General features: G+C 51.8%; 20 protein-coding genes, 1 tRNA gene and 2 pseudogenes. 6 read left to right on the plus strand and 17 right to left on the minus strand.

The genetic code is table 11. The features are described from left to right. Nucleotides 1-215: 215 nt before the first annotated feature. Nucleotides 216-614 carry a S41 family peptidase gene (locus K1I37_RS21900; protein WP_081653939.1) on the plus strand — a complete coding sequence of 133 codons (399 nt, stop codon included), beginning with the start codon at nucleotides 216-218 and terminating at the stop codon, nucleotides 612-614. Here the strand turns inward: K1I37_RS21900 and K1I37_RS12980 are convergent. The 8 genes from K1I37_RS12980 to K1I37_RS13015 all read right to left on the minus strand — a co-directional run bounded on the left by K1I37_RS12980 (nucleotide 611) and on the right by K1I37_RS13015 (nucleotide 10176). Next, on the minus strand, nucleotides 611-1795 hold the full coding sequence (locus K1I37_RS12980) for an aminotransferase-like domain-containing protein (protein ID WP_021295137.1): 1185 nt from the start codon (nucleotides 1793-1795) through the stop codon (nucleotides 611-613). The genes K1I37_RS21900 and K1I37_RS12980 overlap by 4 nt on opposite strands. Before the next feature lie 195 nt (nucleotides 1796-1990). Further along, nucleotides 1991-3274, minus strand: a complete 1284-nt coding sequence (locus K1I37_RS12985) for a WD40/YVTN/BNR-like repeat-containing protein (protein WP_021295136.1) — start codon at nucleotides 3272-3274, stop codon at nucleotides 1991-1993. A gap of 189 nt (nucleotides 3275-3463) precedes the next feature. Next, on the minus strand, nucleotides 3464-4333 hold the full coding sequence (locus K1I37_RS12990) for a pentapeptide repeat-containing protein (RefSeq protein ID WP_021295135.1): 870 nt from the start codon (nucleotides 4331-4333) through the stop codon (nucleotides 3464-3466). A 14-nt stretch (nucleotides 4334-4347) separates the two neighbouring features. Continuing rightward, on the minus strand, nucleotides 4348-4677 hold the full coding sequence (locus tag K1I37_RS12995) for a PadR family transcriptional regulator (protein ID WP_021295134.1): 330 nt from the start codon (nucleotides 4675-4677) through the stop codon (nucleotides 4348-4350). A gap of 182 nt (nucleotides 4678-4859) precedes the next feature. Beyond that, a complete protein-coding gene (locus K1I37_RS13000; RefSeq protein ID WP_021295133.1) occupies nucleotides 4860-8081 on the minus strand; it encodes an adenosylcobalamin-dependent ribonucleoside-diphosphate reductase in 3222 nt (1073 codons plus the stop codon). Nucleotides 8082-8143: 62 nt separating this feature from the next. After that, nucleotides 8144-8608, minus strand: a complete 465-nt coding sequence (gene nrdR / locus K1I37_RS13005; protein WP_021295132.1) for a transcriptional regulator NrdR — start codon at nucleotides 8606-8608, stop codon at nucleotides 8144-8146. A gap of 160 nt (nucleotides 8609-8768) precedes the next feature. After that, complete coding sequence (locus K1I37_RS13010; protein WP_021295131.1) at nucleotides 8769-9581, minus strand: HAD-IIA family hydrolase; 813 nt, start codon at nucleotides 9579-9581, stop codon at nucleotides 8769-8771. A gap of 124 nt (nucleotides 9582-9705) precedes the next feature. After that, the gene (locus K1I37_RS13015; protein ID WP_021295130.1) at nucleotides 9706-10176 is read right to left on the minus strand and encodes a hypothetical protein; all 471 of its coding nucleotides are present in this window, start codon (nucleotides 10174-10176) and stop codon (nucleotides 9706-9708) included. A 136-nt stretch (nucleotides 10177-10312) separates the two neighbouring features. Here K1I37_RS13015 and K1I37_RS13020 point away from each other — a divergent pair, with 136 nt between their 5' ends. The 4 genes from K1I37_RS13020 to K1I37_RS13035 are packed head-to-tail and all read left to right on the plus strand — an operon-like array spanning nucleotide 10313 to nucleotide 13802. Further along, entirely contained in the window at nucleotides 10313-11197 is an 885-nt protein-coding gene (locus K1I37_RS13020) for an MBL fold metallo-hydrolase (protein WP_021295129.1), read from the plus strand. Beyond that, complete coding sequence (locus K1I37_RS13025; protein ID WP_021295128.1) at nucleotides 11194-12438, plus strand: glycosyltransferase family 39 protein; 1245 nt, start codon at nucleotides 11194-11196, stop codon at nucleotides 12436-12438. Before K1I37_RS13020 ends, K1I37_RS13025 begins: the two co-directional genes overlap by 4 nt. Before the next feature lie 49 nt (nucleotides 12439-12487). Beyond that, nucleotides 12488-13405 (plus strand): glycosyltransferase family 2 protein, encoded by a 918-nt coding sequence (locus tag K1I37_RS13030; RefSeq protein ID WP_021295127.1) that lies wholly within the window; start codon nucleotides 12488-12490, stop codon nucleotides 13403-13405. 52 nt (nucleotides 13406-13457) lie between these two features. Further along, nucleotides 13458-13802, plus strand: a complete 345-nt coding sequence (locus K1I37_RS13035) for an EamA family transporter (protein WP_021295126.1) — start codon at nucleotides 13458-13460, stop codon at nucleotides 13800-13802. Between the two features lie 102 nt (nucleotides 13803-13904). Here K1I37_RS13035 and dapF read toward each other — a convergent pair whose 3' ends face one another. From dapF to K1I37_RS13055, 4 genes are all read right to left on the minus strand, one after another. Continuing rightward, nucleotides 13905-14777: a diaminopimelate epimerase gene (dapF, locus tag K1I37_RS13040; protein WP_021295125.1), complete on the minus strand. Its 873-nt coding sequence runs from the start codon at nucleotides 14775-14777 to the stop codon at nucleotides 13905-13907. A gap of 348 nt (nucleotides 14778-15125) precedes the next feature. Next, a tRNA-Leu gene (locus K1I37_RS13045) sits at nucleotides 15126-15212 on the minus strand. Nucleotides 15213-15356: 144 nt separating this feature from the next. Beyond that, nucleotides 15357-16898: a DHA2 family efflux MFS transporter permease subunit gene (locus K1I37_RS13050; protein ID WP_021295124.1), complete on the minus strand. Its 1542-nt coding sequence runs from the start codon at nucleotides 16896-16898 to the stop codon at nucleotides 15357-15359. Continuing rightward, the gene (locus tag K1I37_RS13055) at nucleotides 16891-17400 is read right to left on the minus strand and encodes a MarR family winged helix-turn-helix transcriptional regulator (protein ID WP_021295123.1); all 510 of its coding nucleotides are present in this window, start codon (nucleotides 17398-17400) and stop codon (nucleotides 16891-16893) included. Before K1I37_RS13055 ends, K1I37_RS13050 begins: the two co-directional genes overlap by 8 nt. Nucleotides 17401-17604: 204 nt before the next feature. On the opposite strand from K1I37_RS13055, the gene K1I37_RS13060 reads away from it, so the two are divergent. Further along, on the plus strand, nucleotides 17605-18336 hold the full coding sequence (locus K1I37_RS13060) for an SGNH/GDSL hydrolase family protein (RefSeq protein ID WP_021295122.1): 732 nt from the start codon (nucleotides 17605-17607) through the stop codon (nucleotides 18334-18336). Nucleotides 18337-18432: 96 nt separating this feature from the next. Here K1I37_RS13060 and K1I37_RS13065 read toward each other — a convergent pair whose 3' ends face one another. The 5 genes and pseudogenes from K1I37_RS13065 to K1I37_RS13085 form a co-directional block, all read right to left on the minus strand. Then, the gene (locus tag K1I37_RS13065) at nucleotides 18433-20151 is read right to left on the minus strand and encodes an ABC transporter substrate-binding protein (protein WP_021295121.1); all 1719 of its coding nucleotides are present in this window, start codon (nucleotides 20149-20151) and stop codon (nucleotides 18433-18435) included. A gap of 416 nt (nucleotides 20152-20567) precedes the next feature. Further along, nucleotides 20568-21290 (minus strand): annotated as a pseudogene (locus tag K1I37_RS13070) (LLM class flavin-dependent oxidoreductase); the annotation flags it as partial. A 172-nt stretch (nucleotides 21291-21462) separates the two neighbouring features. Further along, nucleotides 21463-22779, minus strand: coding sequence for an IS1380 family transposase (locus tag K1I37_RS13075; protein WP_242215909.1), 1317 nt, complete (start codon nucleotides 22777-22779; stop codon nucleotides 21463-21465). Nucleotides 22780-22897: 118 nt separating this feature from the next. After that, nucleotides 22898-23233: pseudogene (locus tag K1I37_RS13080) on the minus strand (LLM class flavin-dependent oxidoreductase); the annotation flags it as partial. 63 nt (nucleotides 23234-23296) lie between these two features. Further along, nucleotides 23297-24241 carry an ATP-grasp domain-containing protein gene (locus K1I37_RS13085; protein ID WP_021295328.1) on the minus strand — a complete coding sequence of 315 codons (945 nt, stop codon included), beginning with the start codon at nucleotides 24239-24241 and terminating at the stop codon, nucleotides 23297-23299. Between the last annotated feature and the right edge of the window lie 272 nt (nucleotides 24242-24513).

Genomic DNA, 24513 nt, shown 5'->3' on the forward strand with positions numbered 1-24513 from the left:
GTTCATATCTGGAGATATGCCTCACCCAAACGAAGCATGTCTCCATCAAAATACATATCTTCTTAGACAAAATATTTCCACAACCAATAGGGATATTCCGCCAGGCATAAAAACTACCTTTTAGGACTATATCGAGTCTGAATGGAACCCAAACGATACCATTAAAACCGCTTCCAACGCAGACACAACCAACGAGTTTTACACAATGGGGCGTTATGACCATATCTCCACTAAAACCGCATTTAACGATCCCGATAGCACTATTGACGAATGGTATGGATTATTCAGCGTCTGAAAACTTTACAGTATTCATGTCATCAGCGCCGAATGTTGCCACGTTTGGGAGTACTACCGGTGGATCGGATGGTTCACCTGGTGTTTATTCTGTTATGAAGGGCGTGAAACTCAGTATTTCGAGCTGGCAAGAGCGTGTCACGTCCACAGTGCTCCCAATTGAAGGGTTCGGATTACATCCAGATTACCCGGTTTACATTTCTGATACAATACTCTCGCAGGAAAATAGCTATAGTATTTCTGGAAATGTCAAACAAACTATGGATCACGACCCTGTGTTACAAGCTGCGCGCGCTTGGGTATTGAAGCAGACAAACTAGGACCTTACCTTTTGCGGTTCTACTTGTTTTATTGCATTTCCCAAACGCCGTATACCCACCTCAATTTGCGCTAGCGATGAATTGGAGAAATTGAGCCGCATGTTCGACTCGCCATCATTGCCTACAAAGAATGGCGTGCCCGGCACAAAGGCAACGCGATTTTGATATGCCGATTCAACCAAGTCAAATGACCGAATACCATCCGGCAAAGTCACCCAGATAAATAATCCTCCATCAGGCCTTGTCCATGCTGTGCCACTCGGAAATTCCCGTTCCAAAGAATCGAGCATGCACCGCATTCTCTCTCCATACGCTTTACGAATTGTATCAATGTGCTGCCCATGATTTGGGTGTGACAAGAGGCGAGCAGCCGCATGTTGTGTAAGAGCGCTTACGTTGAGACACGTGGCTTGCATGCCTAACTTCGCCGCATGCATGAATTTTGGTGGGGCTACCAACCACCCCAGTCTCATACCAGGCGCGACAGTCTTTGATAGTGTCCCCAGATAGATAACTTCATTCCACAGTGAACGAATACTTGGCACGGGACGTCCATCATAGCGCAGGTCACTGTATGGATCATCCTCCACAATGGCCACTTCTGCAGCCTGGCAAAGTTGTACAATTTGCTCACGACGTGTTAACCCCATCGTTCGCCCTGTAGGATTTTGAAATGTCGGCACGAGATAAATGAATTTTGGATGATAGACCTGAAGGGCTTGAGCGAGCGCTTCTGGTATCATTCCTTCCTCATCTGTATCGACAGTCACAAATCTTGGCTGATAGGGGGCAAAAGCTTGCAAGGCGCCAAGATAAGTTGGAGATTCCACCAACACAACATCGCCTGGATTAATAAAAGACTTGCCAACTAAATCTAGACCATGTTGAGAACCGTTGGTAATCAGTACATCATCCACTTGAATCTGCATACTTTTCTTCAAAAGTTGTGTGGCGATAACCTCCCGAAGCGAAGTCTCCCCCTCACTTGGGCTGTATTGCAAAGCAACACTTCCCTGACTGGATAGAATCTCTTGGTAAACTTCCATAGCTTCTTGCACTGGGAACAATTCGGGGGACGGCAACCCACCGGCAAACGATATGACATCCGGCTGCTGTGCTGCCTTTAGAATCTCTCGAATGAACGACGGTTCGGAATGTTGAACCCAACTGGCTAGTCTCATTTGCCTGGCACCTCTTCAACTAGATACAGACCGTACCTCTTCAGATCTGCCCCTCGCGATTGCAACAAGGGATATCTCATCAGAAAATTAAGTCATGTCTGATAATCATTCAACTAGCCTTGAATCATAACACGCACAAAACAACTGCGCAATACTACAATTGTATGGATTGCGGATAAACCAATCACTCAGATTTTAATGCTTGGTTGACACATTCCAAATTCCAAGTAGGTCGTTTACCGTAATCGCTTGTGTTCCATTGGTGACCGTCAGCGTCTGGCCGTTTACATGCCAGCTTAGTCCCGCACCCTGTGATGTGGTCGATACAGTCCACGATTTTCCCCCATCCTTTGTCACGAGCATATAGAGAAATTTCCTCGTGGTCGATTGCTCCGTTGGTTGCCCATAGACAGGAATGAATCCGACCATTTGTGAAAAGAAGATTGGATAGTTGCTCGAACGGTAGGCGTTTTTGTAAGCACTAGGTATCGGAAGCTTTTGTTCGGTCCAAGTCACGCCACCGTCATGTGTCACAAATAAATCTGGTGTAATCGCGTAAGCCGGCGAGTTGTTGAGCAGAAAGCCGGTTTTTTCATCAGTAAAAGAAATTCCTTCAACATCACTATAATGACCGGTGGAAGATTTGGTCCACGTCTTCCCACCGTCAGTCGTCTTGGAAAACTGATACTGGAAGTTGCTCGCGCCACCGCCCAAGTTGGTCACCTGAAACCCCATGCTCGGTGTCAAGAAAACCTGTTTGGAAGACCCCAAGTTCTTGAACGTTTGCTCGAATGGCTTCTCGTCAGTTTGGTTCACAACGGCGGAGAGTGCGCTCACCGGATTGCCGCTTTGCTTGAATTGATCAACTTGATTGCCTTCTTGCCAAGCGATGATGGTACTCGCCTGGATAGAAGCGGAGTTGGGATTGGTGCTGTTTACAATGATCACACCGTGATCATGCGGGGCGGGCAACATGTGCGTGTGTAAGTACGTGACCACGTTCTTCGCCATTTGCTGGCCACCTTGGTTACCGTCGAACCACAGCGTTTCAATAGTCCAGTTGCCTTCTTGCCACTGTAGCCCGTCGTGATCGAGCGCCGCATCTTGTTTAGCCGCAATCCCCAACCCGAGATTCACCAGTGGATTATTCGAATGAAATGTAAGATATCTACCCGCTTTCTGAACGGCAGCAATCTGATTCGCGGCCGCAGACGACGTCGCGTAGGAGGTTTCACGGATTTTGGAACTCGATTCGTTCCCTTGACTTGCTGCATCACTTTTCGTGAGATTGCCTATATTCAAACCGATATTGCGTTTCGCGCCCGATGAATTAGACACGTCATGAACGCCAAACCCATTTGCCGTGGAATTTGCGACCTGGTGATTGTTCGCGCCATTTGTATCAGGGGTAGTGGCGCACCCCACCAGCGCTAACAACGCTAGCCCCGTAATGGGTACGGTAACAAGGTGCTTGTTCATGTGAACCCTCCTCGTGTCTGCTTGCAGTATGTAGACGGAACAACACGAGTCGAGGTTACAATTTGCCACACCCTATAATCTGCTCTCAGGTACACCATTTCGTGCGGTGCGATTACCGTTTAGGTGGACTTGTATATCGCGCCCTTACCACAGTGCATATCACTCAAGTCAAGCATTTTCCCCACTGCCTTATATGACCGTGACGTTTGACAAATCGACGACCCATAGGCCTTTCAGCGCGGCATACGTCAACTTATCCATCGTCGCGCCGTCAAAGCACACAGTTTTGAAGGCAAGGTAAGATTTATTGGTCACAGAAAGCGGCAGACGGAATGACACGTTCTTCAGTGTCGCTCCCCTAAAGGAGACGTCGTTCAGAAAGGACTTGTCAAACTGAACATCGATGAACGTCTGCCCGTCAAAACGAATCCCTCGCAGGTCGGAAGATTTGAAATCAACACCGTGAAAACTACAGTTCTCAAAAGTCGCTTCTCTGAAATCGGTCTTGGTCAGTTTGACATCGGTCAATTTTGTATCTATGAACTTCGCACCTTTCAGGCTCGACGCGTTCACATTGGTACGTACAAGGACAGATTTCCGGAAGGTCACATCCGCCAGGTCAGTGGCCAAAAAGTTACAATCTGTTAAATTTGCGCCGCTGAAATTGGCGTCACGCACATCACTGGCCGCAAAGAAACTACCGGTCAAGTCTGCGCCAGCAAAGTTGGATCCGCGCAATGCGCTCGCTCTAAATTTTCCTTTGTGTAAAGTAACGCCCGCAAAGTCACTCTCCTGCAGATTGGTTGCACTAAGGTTAATCCGTACCTGCCGTTCCAGCGAGCGAGAGAAATTAGCGACTTCCTGCACTGTTTCCTCGATGTCACCAATGCTGTCAATGGTCATTTCAAAAGCCGTTTCATCGTCTTTACCCTCGGCTTTGAGTTCACGGAATCGCTCCTGCAAATCCAAGAGAAGGTCATCTTTTAATTCACTAACGCTTTTTATCCCATCATACGGCGCAAATACGTCGTTCAAATACGATGTCAATTTCTCATTCATAACCTACAATCCCCTTACAATAAGGTGTCAAGTACACGCTTTGCGTACTCCCAGTTGCGTTTATTGCTGGCGTAAGTGGCCTTACCCTTTTCGGTAATTCGAAAATACTTACGCCGTCCCCCCTGAGATTCATCGCCCCAATACCACTCGATATCACCGTCTGCCTCCAGCCGCCGAACGCTAGAGTACATCGTCGCTTCTTTCAACTCATATTCACCGCCTGAGCGTTCGGCGACCAGTTTGACCATTTCGTAGCCATAGCGATCAGCTTCGGACAAAAGTCGCAATATCATCGTATCGGTATGTCCTCGCAGTAAATCGGATGTGATTTTGTTCTGACTCATATCGTCACCTCGACGCCAACATCATATATCACATTACTGTGACAATCAATGTACTTTGCACATCATTGTAAACCGACTATTGATGAACAGGATTGTTGTTAACACACAAAAAAGACGCGGTTGTCTTAGAAGACAGGCCGCGCCTCTTTCACACATTTTATTCAATCTACCCTATACCAACCTCAGCACTTACTGTAGCCACAGGCTTCGCATTCGTAGCAGCCGCCAGTGTGCACGAGAGAGTTCTGGTGGCAATTCGGACACAAATCTTTCTCGACAGAGTATGAACGCAACGTTTTTCCAACCTCCGGTTGAGCGGTGGTCGAGGTCGACTCTGCCGTCGCCGTCTCTTGTCCACTCGCCCACTGCTCATACGCAGCTTGCCGCATCGGAAACGTCTCCGCGTGCTCAATGATAGACTTCGCAATCGCGTCCGGAACCGACGTAATGCGTCGGCTGCCAAAGCCTACCGCACTCGATCCGCCAATCCCCGAGAAGTGCTTGACCAACTCAGCTTCCTTGTTCGGGTTCGCTGAATCCCGGAGATACAGCGTGATGGCACGGCCCAGTGCCTCGTTGGCCGCATAGACGTCCGTCCCCGCCTTACCGATGTTCACGAAGATTTCCGTCGCTACGTGCTCGTCGGGATCGTCATTGATCGTGATGAACGCGCGCCCCAACGGCGTATCCTTGCGGTACGTCGCGCCGTAGAGCACATCTGGACGCTTGCGCTTGACGTAGCCCTGAACACTCGGTGCCGGCGTGACCGTCGCTGCTACAGCGCCTGACTTTTCCGCTTGCGACGACTGCGACCCCGACTCGTTTTCGCTCTCGTCTTCTTGCTTGAGCGAGAGCACCTGCTCGGAACGAGAGCCGTCGCGGTAAATCGTGATGCCTTTGCAGCCGAGGGCATAGGCGAGATCGTACAGTTGTTTCGTATCCTCCACCGTGTACGAGTTCGGTGCGTTACAGGTCTTTGAAATCGAACTGTCAATCCACTTTTGCAATGCGCCCTGAACCCGAACGTGTTCCTCTGGGCTCAAATCCATCGCCGTCACGAAGTAGTCCGGCAGCGAAGCGTCCTCGCCGTGTGCCTTCAAGTATTCATCGACAATCGCTGCGTGCTCTTCAAACATGCCAAGACGAGAGTTGCGGAAATACGTCCAGGCATAATACGGCTCACAGCCGGTAGAGCAACCCACCATCGTGCCTGTGGTGCCGGTCGGCGCGATGGTCATCGTCGTCACATTGCGGACGCCGTGCTCGCGAATCGCCTCGACGACGTGCGGACGTTCCGCCGCCATCTGCTGCATGAAGCCGGATTGCAGGAACTTGTCGGCCTCAAAGCGTGGGAACGGACCGTTCTCCTTTGCCAATTCCACCGATTCGAGATACGCCCACTCGGCCATCATGCCGATTAACGCGTCAATCAGCTTGACCGACTGTTCCGACCCATAGCGAATCCCGCAGTAGAGCAAGAGATCGTGCAGACCCATGATACCAAGGCCGACACGGCGCTCCGACATCTGGTTCTCGCGGTTCGCCTCAAACGGATAATACGTCGCGTCGATGACCGCATCCTGGAAGCGAATGCCGCTGCGCGTGGTGCGCTCGAGTTCTTCCCAGCGGATGTGATGCAACAAAAACTCCGTCTCCTCATCGGAGAAGTGTTTCTGCAAAAGTGCGCGGATATAGGCTTCCTTATCCTTATCTGCGAATTCCGTTCGCACGCCACTATCGCGAAAACCATTGGCGAAGCGAGCCAATACGACCGCACCGAGGTTACAAATACCATTTGCCGGCAGCGGCTGCTCACCACACGGATTGGTCGCCACCAACGGATTGAAATACCAGGAGTTGCTCATCCGATTTGCGCGTCCGAGGAAGACGACACCTGGTTCTGCCGACTTCCAGGCAGACGTGCACAACTCATCCCACAATTCGCGAGCAGACAAAGTCTGCGTCGTCTGGACAGCGCGACCCGACGCAATCCAGGTGTCGAAATTGCCGTCAAACTCGGCCACCTCAGTGTTCGACACAAAGCCGATTTCCCATGGTTCGTCGGCTTCTTTGGCTTCCATAAAGCGTTCGGAAATGCCGACGCTGATGTTTGCCCCCGTAATGACGCCATCGACCTGCTTTGCCCGGATGAACTTGAGAATATCGGCGTGGCGGTCGTTCAAAATCAGCATCAGTGCGCCGCGGCGGGATCCGCCTTGTAACGTCAGTTGACAGCCGACGCTCATAATCTCGCCAACGCCAACCGGACCGAACCCGTCACCAAACACTTGGTTGCCTTTGTCATACAACTGCCCCCAAGAATAGGCGCCCGAACTGCGACCATTGACGCCGCGTACATAACTGTAACGCGGGCGCAGCGACGACAGAACCACGCTGACGCGCTTACCGTCCTTCATCAATTCCCACATGTCGCCGAGCGTCGACGCGATGGTGCTACGCTGGTCACCAGGGTACAGCACAGGGCCAACCAGCTCTGGCATCACCTTGACGTCACTTGCGAGAATCCTGTCATAGAGCTCCTTGGCAGAGACCGATTCGGACTCGACCACAGGGCGCCCCGCCGCCTGCCAGTCTTCAATGCGACCGTTCCACAAATCATCGTACCCCTCGACAGACGTGTCCGGGAAGACAAACGTCCACGGCGCATCTTCTTCCACGGCGCGCAAAAAGGCGCTGTTGATGCGAACGACCTTCGTGCTGTGCGGGTATTCCGCCTCCAAAAAATCGTCCATATCCGCATGCCACACGTCGAGCACGAGGCACAAGTCGAGCTTGCGCGAGCGTTCCGACACTGGCACGAGCGTGCCTTGTGGCGGGATGCGCGAGAGGTTCATCCCGACACCACCACTGCGCGCCTGAATCTCCAAGGTCTGGCCGAACGACTCGGCGTAATCTCGCAGATTTGGCCCCACACTCGGAATGACGAAGCAGTTGTAGCTGGTCGTCTGCATGCCCGTACCCATGGATGCGTTAATGCGCCCACCAGGCACGTAGCGCCAATGGCTTTGCAAGTCGTAAAAGGCTTCCTGCCAGCGCGCAGGATCATTCGTGACCGCCGCAGCACCTGCCGCAACGCGCTTCCACATCTGGCGCGGACTCGTCTCCAAGAGCACGTCCACCTGTTGCACCGGCAAAACCTCTTTTGCACCGTCGCGCAACTCGACAGTCACCGTGCCAGCAGCTTCGTCAATGTCCGTGACCCGGGCCAATTCGTGATACGCCCGCTTTTTGTCCAGGACAGCGACGACGAGTGACCCGACCGCGAGCGTCTCCTTCTTTACATCTTTTTGCAAATACCTGTCCGCGACAATCTTTTCACCAGTCGCATTGAGGATGTCTTCTGCCGTAAATTGCAACATATGATCTCCCGTAACACTTGCCATGTCGGCATCCCCCGCTCATGCATATTCATCCGTCAACAACAAATGCCGACGACGAGTTCGATTTAACGCTTTTCCCCTAAGAGTGACAGCACTTCTTTTGCGAGCGTCTCGACGTCGCGGAACTCGCGATAGACGCTGGCAAACCGCACATAGGCCACCCCGTCCAATTGTTTGAGCGCGTCCATGACGCGCTCGCCGATGGCCGAAGAAGGGACTTCGCGTTCGTACTCCATCCGCAAAGATCTTTCAATTTCGCTGCACACCGCTTCGATTTGTTCGACCGAGATGGGGCGTTTCTCACAAGCCCGCATCAATCCGCGATAGATTTTTTCTCGCGCGAATTCCTCGCGTTCCATGTCCTTTTTCACGACCATCAACGGGCGCTGTTCCAGTCGCTCATATGTAGTAAAACGCCGGCCGCACGCTTCGTTGACACACTCGCGGCGGCGGCGAATGGTTGTCCCATCATCACCCGGACGAGACTCTACGACCCGCGTATTTTCCGCGTCGCAGTATGGACACTTCATGGAAACTCCCTCATCTCGCGAGAATCTATTCGGCGTGCCAGAGACACCACAGATGTGGTGTTTCGTATGCACGTTCTGCATTATACCCACTATATGTACGATTGACAAGAGCCGTCATAGAAGCAGAAAAACGGCGCCGTGACGCCGTTTATCGCGATTTTTAGAGGGGTTCTTGTCGAAAGATATTTGCAACCGATTCGACCGTTTCATCAGCCTGCGGCAAGTCCGTCGCATCTGGAAACGAAACGCCGCTTAACACGTGAATGGTTTTGACACCCGCTTGTGCGCCGGCCAAGACGTCCGTGTAGATATTGTCGCCAATGATAACCGCCTCTTCTTTCTTTACGCCGTAGCGCAGAAGGGCGAATTCGACAAACGAGCTATCCGGTTTACCTGTGACAATCGGTCGAACGCCCGAGGCGTATTCGACCAACGCCCCGAGTGACCCGTTGCCCGGGATAAACGTCCCATCTGCAACCGGATAGCGCGCATCGGAGTTGGTCAACACGAACCAGCCAAGGCGATAGGCAATGCGTGTGATGATGGCGAGATCGTGATAGGTCACATTCTGGTCCATCCCGATCACGGCCGCAGCCGCATCATCGGGCGATGCACCGTGAAGATTGCCGCCTTGCGCGCGGGCAGGCGTAAACCCCGCCGCGCGAAGCGCCTCTTCAAGCCCATTTAAGCCGACGTAGGCAACGGTCGATCCCGCTGGAATCCGCGCCATCAACGCGTGCGCGGCTGCCTGGGCAGACGTGCACACTTCTTCTGGATGCGCCCCGATGCCACAGCGTTCAAGCGCAGCGACCACTTCCTTGGGCGTCCTGGATGAATTATTGGTAAAGAACACAGGTTGCGTACCTTGTTCGCGCAATCGCTCGACAAACGCCGGTGCGCCCGGAATCACTTGTCCGTCGCGCCATAAGGTGCCGTCGAGATCGAGTAAGGCCAATTTAAACTGGTTTTTCATGGAATGTAACCTCCGCTATGTCGAATGGACGGAGAGCCCGTCCGTACACTCCACAGTCTACCACGCGCTGAAAAGGTACGCCTCGAAGCGTCAATTGGCGGTGCCACGACAGGCACCGCCCACATCAACTGCGCTTCTCCTTGCCCCGCTCGTACACTTCGGGCGACACCCGCGCTTTGACGGCTGCCAGGCTCGCCTTCAGCCAAACCCGCCGCTGCGCGTGCCACGTTTGCACGGGTGCCGACCACGGCTCTGGGACGTGGCGTGCAGAGAGAAGCGTTTCTAATTCGCGCGCTGCCTTCGCGTCTGCGCGCCTCGCTCTGTAGAGCAAACTGACCAAATCCGTGGTCAACCGCTCTCCTTCCGCCTCGCCGTCCGGCTTCAGAAAGTGAAGTCGAATACAATGCCCCAATGCCTCGACGCGACAAACCGTCGACGCCTCCGTCCAGTGCCGCAGTGGCGCCAGCGCCGATTCATCGACGATACCCGCGGTTTCCCACTCTCTGAGCATCGATGAAAATACCTGTTGCGCATATAGTGATCGTCGAAGTGCCTGCAGCGCACTTCCCCACACGGGATGACCAGTGCCTGACATTTTGCAAAACTCCCCCATCGCATGTCTTCCGAATATGGATATGTGGGCACTTTGACACAGGTGCAAAAGCGAAAGAAATTGACCATCCTGGCCGAAACTCTTAACATGAATTTGGAACGCGGGAGGAAGTGGTTTCGTGACAGGCAATCTACATACCGAAACGCTGTGCGAGCACGTGCTGCGCGTCGAATTACCGACCCATACACTCGAGCCACTCGCTTCGACGAACGTGTATGTCATCCACCAAAAAGACGCGGCTATCGTCGTCGACTGTGGGGGTGCGGACGGTGCGGATATTGAACAGTTGGCTGATTGTCTCCGGCAACTAGGCATCCAGCGAGTCACAGGCTACATCGCGACCCACTACCACGCCGACCACACCGGTGGCATTCCAGCGCTACAGGCACGCTTCCCCGGGCCGGTGTACGTCCATCCGCTCGATCACGCCGGGGCCGCCAAAGCGATGCATTGTTCGCCAAACGACCTACTCGCTCCACCGGACACCCTCTCGCTCGGGCATCTCGACATCCGAGTCGAGCACAAACCAGGTCACACACATGGCCATCTGCACCTGTTCATCCGACAGCATCGGCTGCTGCTCGTGGGCGACCACATGGCAGGCTCCGGAACGGTCTGGATTGGACCGCCTGACGGCCACATGAATGATTACTATCAAGCACTCGAGCACATTGAAAAAAGTCAAGCCATCCTGGCCCTGCCGGGTCACGGTCCAGTCATCCCTTCGCCGCAAGCGGCAAGCCGCCAACTGCGACTACATCGACTCGCGCGCGAGCGGGAAATTTACAACTGGTTGGCCAATGGCAAAAAGACCGCCGACCAACTGGTCGACCTGATTTACGCACACCGCAATCTAGGAAACGCCAAACACGTCGCCAAGCGTACGATTCAGGCGCACCTCGCACGCCTTGTGGAACTGGGTGAGGTGGACTGCCAGGCCTTGGCTCCAGACTTTCAAATGATGTATTTCATACGCAAGTCGCAGGAGGGTAACTACACTTGAACGCACAGCCAAAGCATCGCCGAGCGTGGCTGACAGATGTCATCCTTGTCGCCGTGGCGCTCGTTTTTCAACTATATTTCATATCGCGTGCGTGGAAGATACACGTGAACCTGTTCGGGGACGCAGTCTATTATGATCATTCTGCTACCCTGCTTCTCCTCAAACACGTATACAGCTACTGGAGCTACGGCCCTGCCGCGCAAGTGACACCAGGCTATCCGTTCTTTTTGGCGTTCGCATACGCGCTGACCCATCTGACTTCATTTCACCACCAAATCGAGATGCACGTCGTCCAATCATTCCAGCATCTCCTCATTGTTGGACAGGTCTATTTGTTGTATCGCATCATGCGCTACTGCTTGCCAAAATGGGCCAGTGTGGTCGGTGCAGTACTGTGGATGATTTATCCGCCAGTGAATTGGGCGGCCGACCAACTCTTGACGGAGACATTGTACGTCACTACGCTTCTGGCATTCACCTGGACATTTCTCATTGCGCTGAGAAAGCAAACGTTTTGGTACTACGTTTTGGCCGGCGCTACCTTAGGCATCACGACACTCGTGCGCCCAACCGTACTCCCGCTCGTCTTTGCGCCGCTCCTTCTGCTGTTCAGCCGGGAACACCGCGGAAGAGTCGTCCAATTCATGCGCAACTGGGCAGGTTATCTGGGGACGTTCATCCTCTGTATGCTACCGTGGTGGATACGCAACGTCGTGACGATGCATCACTTTATTCTCACAGACACGGATATGGGAAATCCCCTGTTGTTTGGCTCGGACCCAAATTTCGAGCAGGACACGCATCTGGCAGACGGCCTGTCTCCGACACAGCAGGAGCAACTCGCCATCCACCGCATCATCCAAGGGTTCACACACGAACCCTTCATCTACCTGAAGTGGTACACCGTGGACAAACTCGGCCTGTTGTTTGGCACGCCCTGGTTCTCCGCGCGTCCTGGCGTTCACGCCGACACGCTCACGAAGGTGACCTACTACTTCGCACAAGCTCACCTTGTCTGGGTAATTGCCGGCGTCATCGGCTTAATACTGGGCATTTGGAAACCCTACTTGCGATGGCTATCGGCTTTAGTGCTGTTTCTCATCGTCGTTCAGTTACCGTTTATCCCGATCAACCGCTATGTGTACCCGGTGATGCCCTACTTGTTTGTCGGCGTCATGTACTTCGTCATTTGGGTGACAAACCTCATCAAGAACCGACGAAAACCTGTTATCAACGCTTGAAGCGTGGTATTCTGTGTGAGGGATTCAAGAAGGTGGAGGACGGCTTTCCATGCGTATCGCAGTATTGCTTCCTTGTTACAACGAGGAACTGACCATTGGTAAGGTAGTCGCCGACTTTCGGCGCGAACTGCCTGATGCAACGATTTATGTATATGACAATAATTCCAAGGACCGAACCGCAGAAATTGCTCGTGAAGCGGGTGCAATCGTCCGAAAAGAAATCCGGCAAGGCAAAGGCAACGTCGTTCGCTCGATGTTTCGCGACATCGACGCGGACATTTACGTGATGGCGGACGGAGACGACACGTACCCGGCCGAATTTGTCCACGAGTTGATTCGACCTGTGCTCGCCGAAGAGGCAGACATGGTTATCGGGGACAGGCACTCGGACGGATCGTACGAAAATGAAAACAAGCGCCCGTTTCATAATTTCGGCAACCACTTCGTGAAAGGTCTCATCAACCGGTTGTTCCACAGTGGCTTGCGAGACATTATGACGGGTTACCGCGTGTTCAATCGGCGATTCGCGAAAACGATGCCGATCAAGAGCGAAGGGTTTGAAATCGAAACAGAAATGACCCTGCACGCACTGGACAAGCGGTTCCGCATTGTCGAGATTCCAATCACTTATCGGGACAGGCCACCAGGCAGCGAGTCGAAATTGAATACGTTCAGCGACGGGCTTCGCGTCCTAAAAACGGTCTTTTGGATTTTCAAGGACTACAAACCGCTTGCGTTCTTCAGCATCATTGCGTTGATTCTGTTTATCCTCGGCCTTATCGTCGGCATTCCGGTGATTACCGAGTTTTTAGCCAGTGGCCGCATTGCGAAGATGCCTTCTGCCATCCTGGCAGTCGGATTTATGGTGCTCGCGACCAACGCGCTCACCTGCGGCTTCATTCTCGATACGATTGTCCGCAACCATCGGGATCAATACGAACTGATGCAGAGTGGCTATCGTGGCTAAACAAGAGTTGAGCGACGAACGTCGGTCTAGTCGGTCTAAAGGAAGGTTTTCGTTGTTATACGCAATCATGGTGCTATCGAACGTCGTGTTGTTGGTTGGCGGGCAAACGCTGTGGAAGTACGGGCTTCGCGACAAAAACCTGACGGATTTAAAAAGTGTCATCGTCGCCATGTTCTCACCGTGGATTATTGGCGGCATTGTCCTCTATGTCGTGGCGACCGTCATTTGGATTTTTCTCTTGAACAAGTTGTCACTAAGTCTGCTCTATCCGCTGCAGAGCCTAGCGTATGTACTCGCCATCGTGGTCTCGATTGTGGTCTTCCACGAGCACATCCCGCCGTTGCGCTGGGTCGGGGTCGCGATTATCCTCGCAGGGGTCAGCTTAGTGGCCCTATAATCGGATGTATCGCTAAGGATAAAGTAGTCAAAACAGAACCATCGCACGTGGCCGGGCCGGATGATGACCGCCTGGCCACGCGTGCGTTCTATCGCCAGAGGCTTACAACGGCAAGAAGGCTGGTTCAGCAGTCGGCCACATAAAGGTTCCCTCCGCTACCGTCACTGCTTCACCGGTCATCAAGATATGGCCATCTTCGCGAAGTTCTATGTCTAAATCGCCGCCCAAAAGGTGCACCGTCACCCGATTGTCCACCAAGCCCTTGCGAGCAAGCGCCGCTACACTAGCGCACGCGCCGGTACCACAGGCAAAGGTAACCCCTGAGCCGCGCTCATACACGCGAAAGTCGATCTCACTACGATTGATCACCGACACAAATTCGGCGTTGATGCGGTCCGGAAAATCTGGATGCGATTCAATCCGCGGCCCAATCTGCTCGACGTACTTGTCGTCCACTCGGTCGACCAACGTCACGAAGTGCGTATTGCCCACGTTGACGACGGTGCCCCTCAACTTTGTATCGTCGACATGGATTACCACGTCGTCGCCTCCGACGGCATGACTTCCAGTATAGCGGATACTATCTACCCCAAACTTGGCATCCCCCATGTCCACGGTCACCTGTTTCACCGTTCCATCCGGACGAACGTGCACTTGTGCCTCAACGACGCCAGCCTTTGTTTCGATGCTGAAAACTGACGTGTTGACCAATCGGTGCTCATACACATATTTCGCGACACAGCGCAATCCATTCCCGCAAGACTCTGCCTCTGAACCATCTGCATTGAAAATCCGCATACCCACATCGGCTACACGACTGTCTTGTATCAAAATCAAACCGTCCGATCCAATTCCACGACGAACGTCGCTGACAATGGTTGAGAGTTCTGGAAGCGAGACATCAGGCAACTTTGTCTCAAATAAAGACACATAGATGTAATTGTTTCCTAATGCCTGCATTTTCGTAAACTTCAAGGGTGACCGCCTCCTCTATTTCTCTAACAGTGTACATTGCGAGCCATCAACTCGTAGATCAAACGGTTTTTTCTATTATAAGTCGATATCAGGAAATCTTCCATCCCATCTGCAAACGTTCGCAGTACAATGCGCCTATAGAGTATATATGTATCAAAAACCGCGCATATCCGGCCAACATCAAAGACAGCGAATCTACGACGAAACACCTTTCGTGAACCTATCTGACATATTCTTTCGTAATATTTGAATAGAATTTATATTCTGATGAATAGGCTTGACATCCCTTGTGCAAACAAACGCAAAAACGGCTTGTCTGTGCCATTCGCACAAACAAGCCGCATGTTATGGTGCGGTCGAGAGGACTTGAACCTCCACGGGGTTGCCCCCACAAGAACCTGAATCTTGCGCGTCTGCCAATTCCGCCACGACCGCATACGAGACGTTCAACTGCTCAACGAGTAAAATTATACATAACTCATATGACGAATGCAACAGTCGTTTCACAAAATCAACCTGCCAGAACAAACCCAAACGGCTTGTTCTGGCAGGTCAGCTTTACCTTACCCTCAAGTTTGTTTAATCCTCGAGTGCCAATTGACCTGCCCGATTCGATCCAGCCTTATCCCGCTGCTTCTTGTTCTTCCGCCTGTTGGTGATGATGTCCTCCATCGGCGTGGTGCGGCGAATAAACAGTGACAGAATAAACGCGGCAACAGCAAAGCCCGTGGCAACGAGAAATGCATCGTTGATGCCCATCACGGTCCCTTGGCCGGTCACCAGTGCAACTTTCGCCTTATCAGCCGGTGAGACGTGCCCTTGTGCCATCAAATCCTTGATATGCACCGTCGCCCGATTCGACATAAGCGTCACCAAAAATGCCATGCCGACCGCACCGCTCACCATGCGCAAGGTGTTTAACAACGCAGTGCCATAGCGATTCAGATGAAGCGGCAACTGGTTCAACCCTGCCGTCATAATGGGCATCATCAAAATGGACATACCAAACATCCGAATCGTATAGATAATCGTGGTATGCAGGTACGTTGTGTCCATCTGTAACCGCGCCAGAAAATACGTGGTGACCGCAGTGACTGCCAAACCGAAGGCCGCGAGCCAACGCGCACCAAAGCGATCATACAGCTTTCCGGTAATCGGGGACATAACCCCCATTACGACGCCGCCCGGCAACAGCATCAAACCAGACAAGAGCGGCGAGAAGCCCCGTACATCCTGCATATACAACGGCATCAAAATCATGCCCGCGTACAACGCCATGGTCACAATCACGTTAATCAGCGTCGTCAGCGTAAACATGGGGTAGCGGAAAATCCGGAACTCCAAAATTGGATGGTCGACGACCAGTTGCCGCCAAACAAAGAAAATCAAGCTCACACCGCCGACGATGAAGCTGACGATGACGTCGATGCTGCCCCATCCATTGCTACCAGCCACGCTAAAGCCATAAAGGATGCCGCCAAACCCGATGGTCGACAACGCGACGCCGAAGGAATCCAGTTTGGGCCGTTTGGTCTCTGTCACGTTCTTAAGAACGAAGATAGAGACGATAATGTCGACGATGGCAATCGGCAAAATGATGAAAAACAACAGACGCCACGAATGGTGCTCGACAATCCAACCGGACAGCGTTGGCCCAATGGCCGGTGCAAAGTTCAGGGCAATACCGAGAATCCCCATCGCGCCGCCACGCCGTTCAGGTGGGAACAACGTGAAAATGACGTTGGTCAGGAGTGGCATGAGAATTCCGGCACCACCCGCCTGAATGACGCGGCCCACGAGAATCACCGAAAAACTCGGTCCAATCGCGCAGACCAGCGTCCCTAAAGCAAATAGCGACATCGAGGTAATATACAATTGCCGAGTGGTAAACCGCTCCATCAGAAACGCCGTAATCGGAATCACGACACCGTTGACTAACATGTAAATTGTGGTCAGCCAGTCGCCAGTCGTCGCCGTGATATGGAGATGGTCCATCATCTGCGGCAAAGCTATATTAATGAGAGTTTGATTGAGAAAGGCGATAAAGGCACCGGCAATCATGACGCCGAATATTGGAGCAACCGGCAGTGCATTGGGTGTTCCTGTTCGCGTGTTACTCATTCTCCTCTTTTTCTCCCTCTCTCTTTAAAATTTCTATCAACGTCCGATGAATACGCAGCATGATATCAATCTGATCCGCAGGCATATCCCGCAAACCACCCAGCGCCACGGTCAGCATCGACTGCTCGCCAAACGCCTGCTGTTGCAGCGCGCGCCCACGCTCGGACAACCGGACCGCGATGGTGCGCTGGTCCTGCTCCAGTCGTTCACGCTGAAGTATTCCTGCCTCGACCATGCGTTTGACCACGCCGCTCATTGTGCTACACCCGAGTTCCAGACGCTCTGACAACTCGTTGAGCGATAAATCCGGTTCCTCGTACAAGACATGCAGCACCATCATCTGCACTGGCGTGAGACCAAGCCTATCACCTTGTTTGCGCATCAACTGCCCCATCGCACGGTCTACTTGTCGGAAAGAACGAATAATCTGATCAACCTTTACACCTTGCAAACGATGTTCAGAACGCTGCAGTGATTTCACCTCCAATACACGAAAGTCCATATTTGTTCGGACACCAAAAAGTTTGCATACGAAATAACATCAGCATCCTCTATAATACTGCGCACACATACAACTTCAAGTGGTATTTTTGGATATTTTGTGTCAAATGCAATATGTCGCGCTTGAACACACGCGAATGCTTAAATCCAGTTCAGGAAAAAATATCCACAAAAGGATTCAAACCCGTTTGAAGGAAGGAACCCTATGAACATTCGCACATCCGCAGCCGTATTCGCCATCTGCAGTACGCTCTCAATACTCGCTACCCCAGCACAAGCGCTGGCCAAAAAGTCGTTTGATACGACCTCAACGCCAACCGATGAGCGGGTTCTCGTCATCGGAGCATCGGTTGCACAAGGGCAAAAGGATACCCGCCCAAAAGGCGGCTATCTGCGGCGAGCATTTCATGCGCTCAACCTATTGAGCGACAACCACTTTACCGTGGTTGACAAAGCTGTTCCTGGTAGTACCGTGCGCAGTATACGAAAGACGTATTCAAATTGGCTGGATGCGGTTCACCCAAACGTCGTGGTCATCGCTTGGGGCGGTTTGAACGATCTCGCCCGACACACACCATTCTCGGAAATTCAGCACGAAGTACATTGGCAGATTGACACCGCCTTAAAACACCACGCGGCGGTCATTTTGGTGACATCGCCCGTGTCACCCGCCTCCTATACAACCTATCGCGTCGCCCAAACTGATCTGTTCAATTCAGAGGTAGAAACCGCCAAACGCTTTCACAGCCAGAACGTCTATATCTTTAACGTGTTTTCCCAGATGAAATCGTATTTCGCGGCACACCACGAAGCATACCAGCCCTACATGGGCGATGGCTGGCACCCAAACGCACAGGGTCACGAATTGGCTGCGCAATTATTTGTCAAGGACTGGTCCAATACGTTTGGCACCCACCCGGTTCGGTTCCAAGCGTAGTCTGAAAAAAGAAGGGCGGTTTCCGAACGACATGACGTCGCACGGAAACCACCCTTATTGTATGCAATGTTCGTCTGTAACCGAACACAGTGTCGATTAATGACCCGGATCTACCCAAATGGTCGCCAAAGGATCATACATCACAGGGCTTGTGTAGAAGCCATGTACCCACGGCTGTACGCAGTAATAACCGACATTTTGGTACAACGGAACGACTACGGCGTCAGACATCACTTGGTTGATAACCTTCCCGTACAATTCGTTGCGTTGCTCCGTGTCCGTCGAGTACTGCGCCTGGTTCAGCCACTGATCTACCTGCGGATTCGAGTAGTTCGTCATGTTATTTTGCGGAATCTGACTCGAATTGAACAAGGTGTTCAGGAAGTCGGACGCATCAGGGAAGTCTTGGTTCCAACCGGTTCCAAAGGCCTGCGCATCGCCAGACATCGATTTTGTCAGGAAGTCCTTCCAGGTCACCTCGTGCAAGTTGACCGTAACGCCAATGTTCTTCATCATCGCTTGGAACGCCTGATCTTCTTTCTTGGCTGCATCTGTATTCTCATTCCACAGGTCGATGGTCAGACCCTTCGAGTATCCAGCTTTCGCCAAGAGTTGTTTTGCTTTCGCCACATCCGTGGTATATGTAGCCGATGGATCAAGTTTTTGCACGTACCCTGGCAACGAATCCGGCAACGGCTGATTCGAAGACTTCACCGCTCCATTGTTCAACTTGACAATCTGGCTGTCGTCAAATCCATACTCAATGGCACGACGTACGTCGACATTGCTCAGCGGGTTCGGCTTCCCGTCAATGGTCGGTTTCGTATTCAAACCGTAGAAAAAGACCGCGTTCATATCCTGCTTCATCACGAGATTTTTATATTTCGGGTTGTTCATGATGGTTGGATATTGCGAACTCGGAATACCGTCTCCACCCTCGAGCCATGGGCTCATGAACGCCGTCTGGCCTTGTTCCCAGTGCATCGCGCTCAACTGGCTGTTGTTACTGATGTTGATGGTGACTTGGTCAAGGTACGGAAGTTGGTTGCCGCTCGAATCTTTCTTCCAATAATGTGGGTTCTTGACCAGGACGACCTTGCTTTGACTGTTCGACTTTAGCATAAACGGTCCGGTTCCCATCGCCTTCGTGGTATCCATCGCGGCATTGCCGACTTGGTTCACGAACTTCGGATCTACGGCAGACAAGAACGGCATCGCCAAAATCTTCAAGAAGAATTGCTCTGGCTTATCCAAATGAATGACCAGCGTCTGATCATCCGGCGTAGACACACCGCTGATGGTCTTGGCTTGTCCATCGTAGTACGCTTGTGCACCCGTAATATTCAAGAAGAACTGGCTACCCGGGGAGGGTTTGGGCTGCATGTTCTTATCCAGCAACCGCTCGAGTTCGAATACGAAGTCTTTGGACGTGAGCGGATCCCCGTTGGAGAATTTCACACCTGGCTGAAGATGGAACGTATACGTCTTGCCGTCCTGGGAAACGTCCCAGCTCTTCGCCAAATCGCCGACAATGTTGTAGCTTCCTTTATCATAGGTGACTAATTGTTCATAAACCGCATAATCGACCTCGGCCGACGTGGTATCAAACGCGATAGCCGGATCTAGATCAGGAACGGCCTGTATCGCATCTAAGGTGATACTGCCACCCTCTACAGGTTTGCCTGTACTTGTCGATGCATTCCCGCCATTGGTTGCGTTGTCCGTCGTGCTGTTCGTGCCACATCCGGCCAACAGCGCGCCAATCACGCCGATGGAAGCCACGGTTCCAAGACCTTTCTTCCATGCTGCTGTCATGCCATTGCCCCCATTCATCTCTGTTTTCGTAAAAGTCCAAACCTTATACCATAAAATTTCACGAAAATTAAATCACAATCTATGGAATTTAAGGTTTGATTAAAACATTAAGCAATTCGAGCTTATTCGTCAAGCGATACTTGGAAACATTGCTATCATGGGAATCTTCCCACTTTTTTATGCGGCCACAGACTACTAAACCAATTTATACAGGATGTTAATTCCATTTAATAAACTTAAAAACCGGAACAGATCAGCGCACGCCATGTGCTCCGGCAGATGAAAGTCGACATGAATAGCGGGGACGGAGGCCCCACGAAAAAAAGCGGCGCAGGTCAGCGCCGCCTTATATTTTTGTTCTCTTTTGGGCTGTAAACGTACGGATTCAGGTAGACCTCATCGCTTCCGCGAGGAGATCAGTCGCGTACCGCTGCGGCCCGCATTTTTTCTACAAGTGGCATCACCTGTTTTGCAAATCGCTCCATCTCCTCGAGCTGAGGCGAACATTGCAGCAACAGCAAATCGAGCCCCGCCTCCTCATACTGAAGGATACGCGCAGCAATTTGCTCCGGTGTTCCGATTAGATTCGGACGCAGGCCTCGGTTGGAAACCGAATAGTCATATAGGCGCAATTTCTGTTCCAATTCTGACTTCGACACAAAATCCTCAAAGCTGTCATACGCCGCGCCCATTTTTACATCCGTAATTCGGGCCAGTTCGGCTTCTGCTTCCTCCTCCGTATCGCGACAAATCACGTAGGCGGCCATACCGAAGGATTGTAAGGGCGGCAATCCCTTCTGCGCTCTCCGATTGGTCATATCTTGGATTTTGGCGTGAATTTCATCGACCGTCCCACCGTGCATGACATACGCATCACAGTGTGAAGTGATCAGATCTTTACCTTTTTCACTCTCTCCGCCGGCGTAAAGAACAGGGTTCGGCCGTTGAACCGGTTTCGGACTGAGTTTAGCGTCGACAATGTCGTAGTACTTTCCGTGGTATGTGAACGACGACGTGGACCACAGCCCTTTTAACACCTCGACAAATTCACGCGTGCGGTCGTAGCGCTCATCGTGTTCCGTAAAAATTCCACCGTACTGCCTAGCTTCTTCCGCCCACCACGCAGATACAATATTTAACCCGGATTTCGACGATTAGGTGATTAAGGTCACTGATCGGAACCTGTTTTCGAGTATTTGGTGGATTTGTTAGCGGACACGGCGAAATCATGGTACGGAACTAGAGCAATGGACACACTTCCCCCCTCCCCAAGCCAGGCTATGAACTCCACTTTTTCAATTGGAAGAAAATCTACGTGGCGGCATGAAGCATGAGCAACGACCGATGCTTGGCATACACGGGAAGACGAATGCTCCACTGGCGTGCATGACGCACTAGAATCCCAGGTAGATGGAATAGTCTTCGTCTGAGCCGTCCGGCGGTCCACTGTCGCACCCTTGGTTGAAGCGCGACGTGCTTGTACAGCAGGAGTAGATTATACGCAAGTAGCTTTAGACCTTGTAGCGCTTTGTTGGCATCGAAATTTTGGCTGGAGAATTGGTCGATGGCGAATCCATATTTGGCTTCCTTGATGTGATTCTCAGCGTTACCACGAAAGTTATAGAAGTGCCATACATCCTCGCCGCGCCAGTCAAGCGTTGTGGCAATCGCCTCGTATTCCCAGAGCCACTCCGCACACAGGCACTCCTGTGGGTCAATGTCCAAGCGACGCACAATCACGACCCGCCGAGGCCTGTCCCAGGATGTTGCCTGATACATGATGGAAGTAACGTCACAATGTTTCCGGTCACTCTCTGTGATGCAGTGCCAGAGGAGATTTGGCGCTTGCGCCAACTGTGCGAGTCGCTTGGTCCACTTCAGTTTGATGACGTAATCCCGCTTGTCTTGCTCCAATATCTGAAACACTTTTTCTCCGGTAAACCCTTTATCCATGCGGACGGCACGAATGTTGACGCCATCCGGCAACTGGTCTTTCATCGCCTTGTAGAAATTCGCAAATCTATCTGATGTATGGGCGTCACCAGAGCGCAACTCATCATAGAGACAACAACCAGTGAGTGAATCAAACGCCAGCAAGGGATGGAAACTCGCTCGTCCGTGATGGTGTGGATTATATCCAACAGCGGACTGTTGCTGCGCGCCATAAACAGTCTCTACAGAGGAGTCGATATCGACCACGATGCTTTGTCCTTTGGGGAGAAGTGACTTTAGGATTTGTCTATGCGCCGAACGTATCGCCTTGATGCCAGCGTCGGAGCCAAGCCGCTTGAGGTCCTTATATAACAGAGTCGTATCAGGCAGTTTTGGCACGTCCAACTTCAGCTTCAACAGGGGATCTTGTTCGATGTCCTCAAAGTGGAAAATCCGTTCCTGACCCAGCAAGGAACCGAAAATGACGGTCAGAGCAATATCGTCCATGTGGAACTGGGTGTTTCTGCCCTTGCGTAATCCATGTACCCAAAACTCCCTGTCAATACCCGTTCCCAAAACGAAATCTATGAGACCAGCTGCACCGCCAAAGGAGGTGGCGGCATTCAAATCGTAGCGAGTATGAATTGTAGAGCTTTTACGAGCAAACTGACTTCGTGTATGATTATATTGTTTCACCCAAAAGGTGCTCCTTCCTAGCGAAGATGTGGTTCTTGACAAACTCATCTTAGCCATACGGGGAGCACCTTTTCAATTATTCACACCAGTTCATGAGGACACAATCGTCGAAATCCGGGTTTAAGGTAAATCGCCCGCCGCTAATCAGATCCAAATTGGCGACCATTTTCGCCGTCACAGCCGGATTGTGAAATCCAGGCCGCACCGCTGTCATAATCTCGAGTCGTTCCGTCACGGAGGCGAGCGCGGCGGCAGTCGTCCAAGCTTCCAGGGTATCCGCGTTCATCCCTTTGATATCATTTAAATACAGTTCAGCGATAAGCGTGGTGTCATACCCTAGTTTCTCTGCTTGAATGGCGACTTGTTTGACATAATCAAATGATGCAGGCATCTGCTCATTTTCTACATTCCTCAGCCATCCTCCGAACACAGGCAGCCAAAACCCGTATCTCATCCTCAAAGGCCCCTCTCAAATCCAGTCGAATACGCATGGTATGACATAGACGTATCGCGCAAGTCACACGCGTGCAGAAACGACCAACTGCTCTTGTAAAAATTGTGCTAACTTCTGCATACCGAAGACACCAGCGGCCGCCTCAGCATCGGAGTTGTAGTTGGTATTTGTGTTGATGTCATACGTATAAACCGTTCCTTGCGAATCCCGAATAAATTCAATCCCGGCCACCTGAATTTCATTGGCGCGTAAAAACCGCTCATACTTATCGATCATCTCGTCCGAAAACCCGTCAATGATTTGAAACTTCGGCTTCGCATCTACCTGTTCCCCCACCGGGCAAAACAAGTCGCCAATTTGGCACGCATCGGCCGGACACAATTCAAACCCACCGCTGGTGTCTACGCGCACAGCGTACAAAAATTGACCTCCGACAAATTCACATCGGGTGATATAGGACTCGGGGGACTGAATATACTGCTGAACCAACGTAATCCCATCCACCGGCTCCTCAAACTCCGCTCCGTTTACGTACGCGGTTAGTGCCGATATATCGTGAAACAATTGAACACCCAGCCCTTTTCCCGCACGATTGTGTTTCGTAATAAACGGCTGTCCAGAAAACTGGCGAGCCGCGTCGAGGATATGTTCCTTTCCGACGGCGACCACTGTCCTAGGTGTTTGTATTCCCGCAGATTGCAGTGCGAGATATTGAGCCGCCTTGCTCACTTCGAGTTGAAGTGCACGACTCCCATTGATTACAGTTCGCCCGTGGCGCTCCAACCACAATAACACCGCACTTGTATACTCCGCCGCATAACGGTGGTCTCGCGTGTGCGACGACGCGCTCATCCGACTATAAAATACGCCCTCCGGCGGCGTGCTATCGAGATCGAAATGACCATCCGGTACGTACCACTCTTCAAAAGGAACACCAAGTTCCTCTAAACGCTTTGTCAAATGGACTGTCCATTCAGGATTTTCATGTAATACATAGACTTTTGACACGTCCTGATACCACCTTTCCCCGCACAATAGCGCTATTATATCAGAATTCACTGACGAAACGGGACACAAATTGTCACACGACGAAGGCAGGTCACCAACTCATGTGAGCAGATTCAAATCCTGTCAAACGCCCACAACATCGACACAAATTCGTCACATTAGAAGCGCTTACAGCTGTCCCGCCCTTAGAAATCCTGCGATAAGCTGTTAGAGTAATCATTTCAAGTTCGCATCACAATAGAGCCACGCTGAATAAGCCGTGGCTCTATTGT

It is taken from the genome of Alicyclobacillus acidoterrestris, assembly GCF_022674245.1.
Classification (GTDB): Bacteria; Bacillota; Bacilli; order Alicyclobacillales; family Alicyclobacillaceae; genus Alicyclobacillus; species Alicyclobacillus acidoterrestris.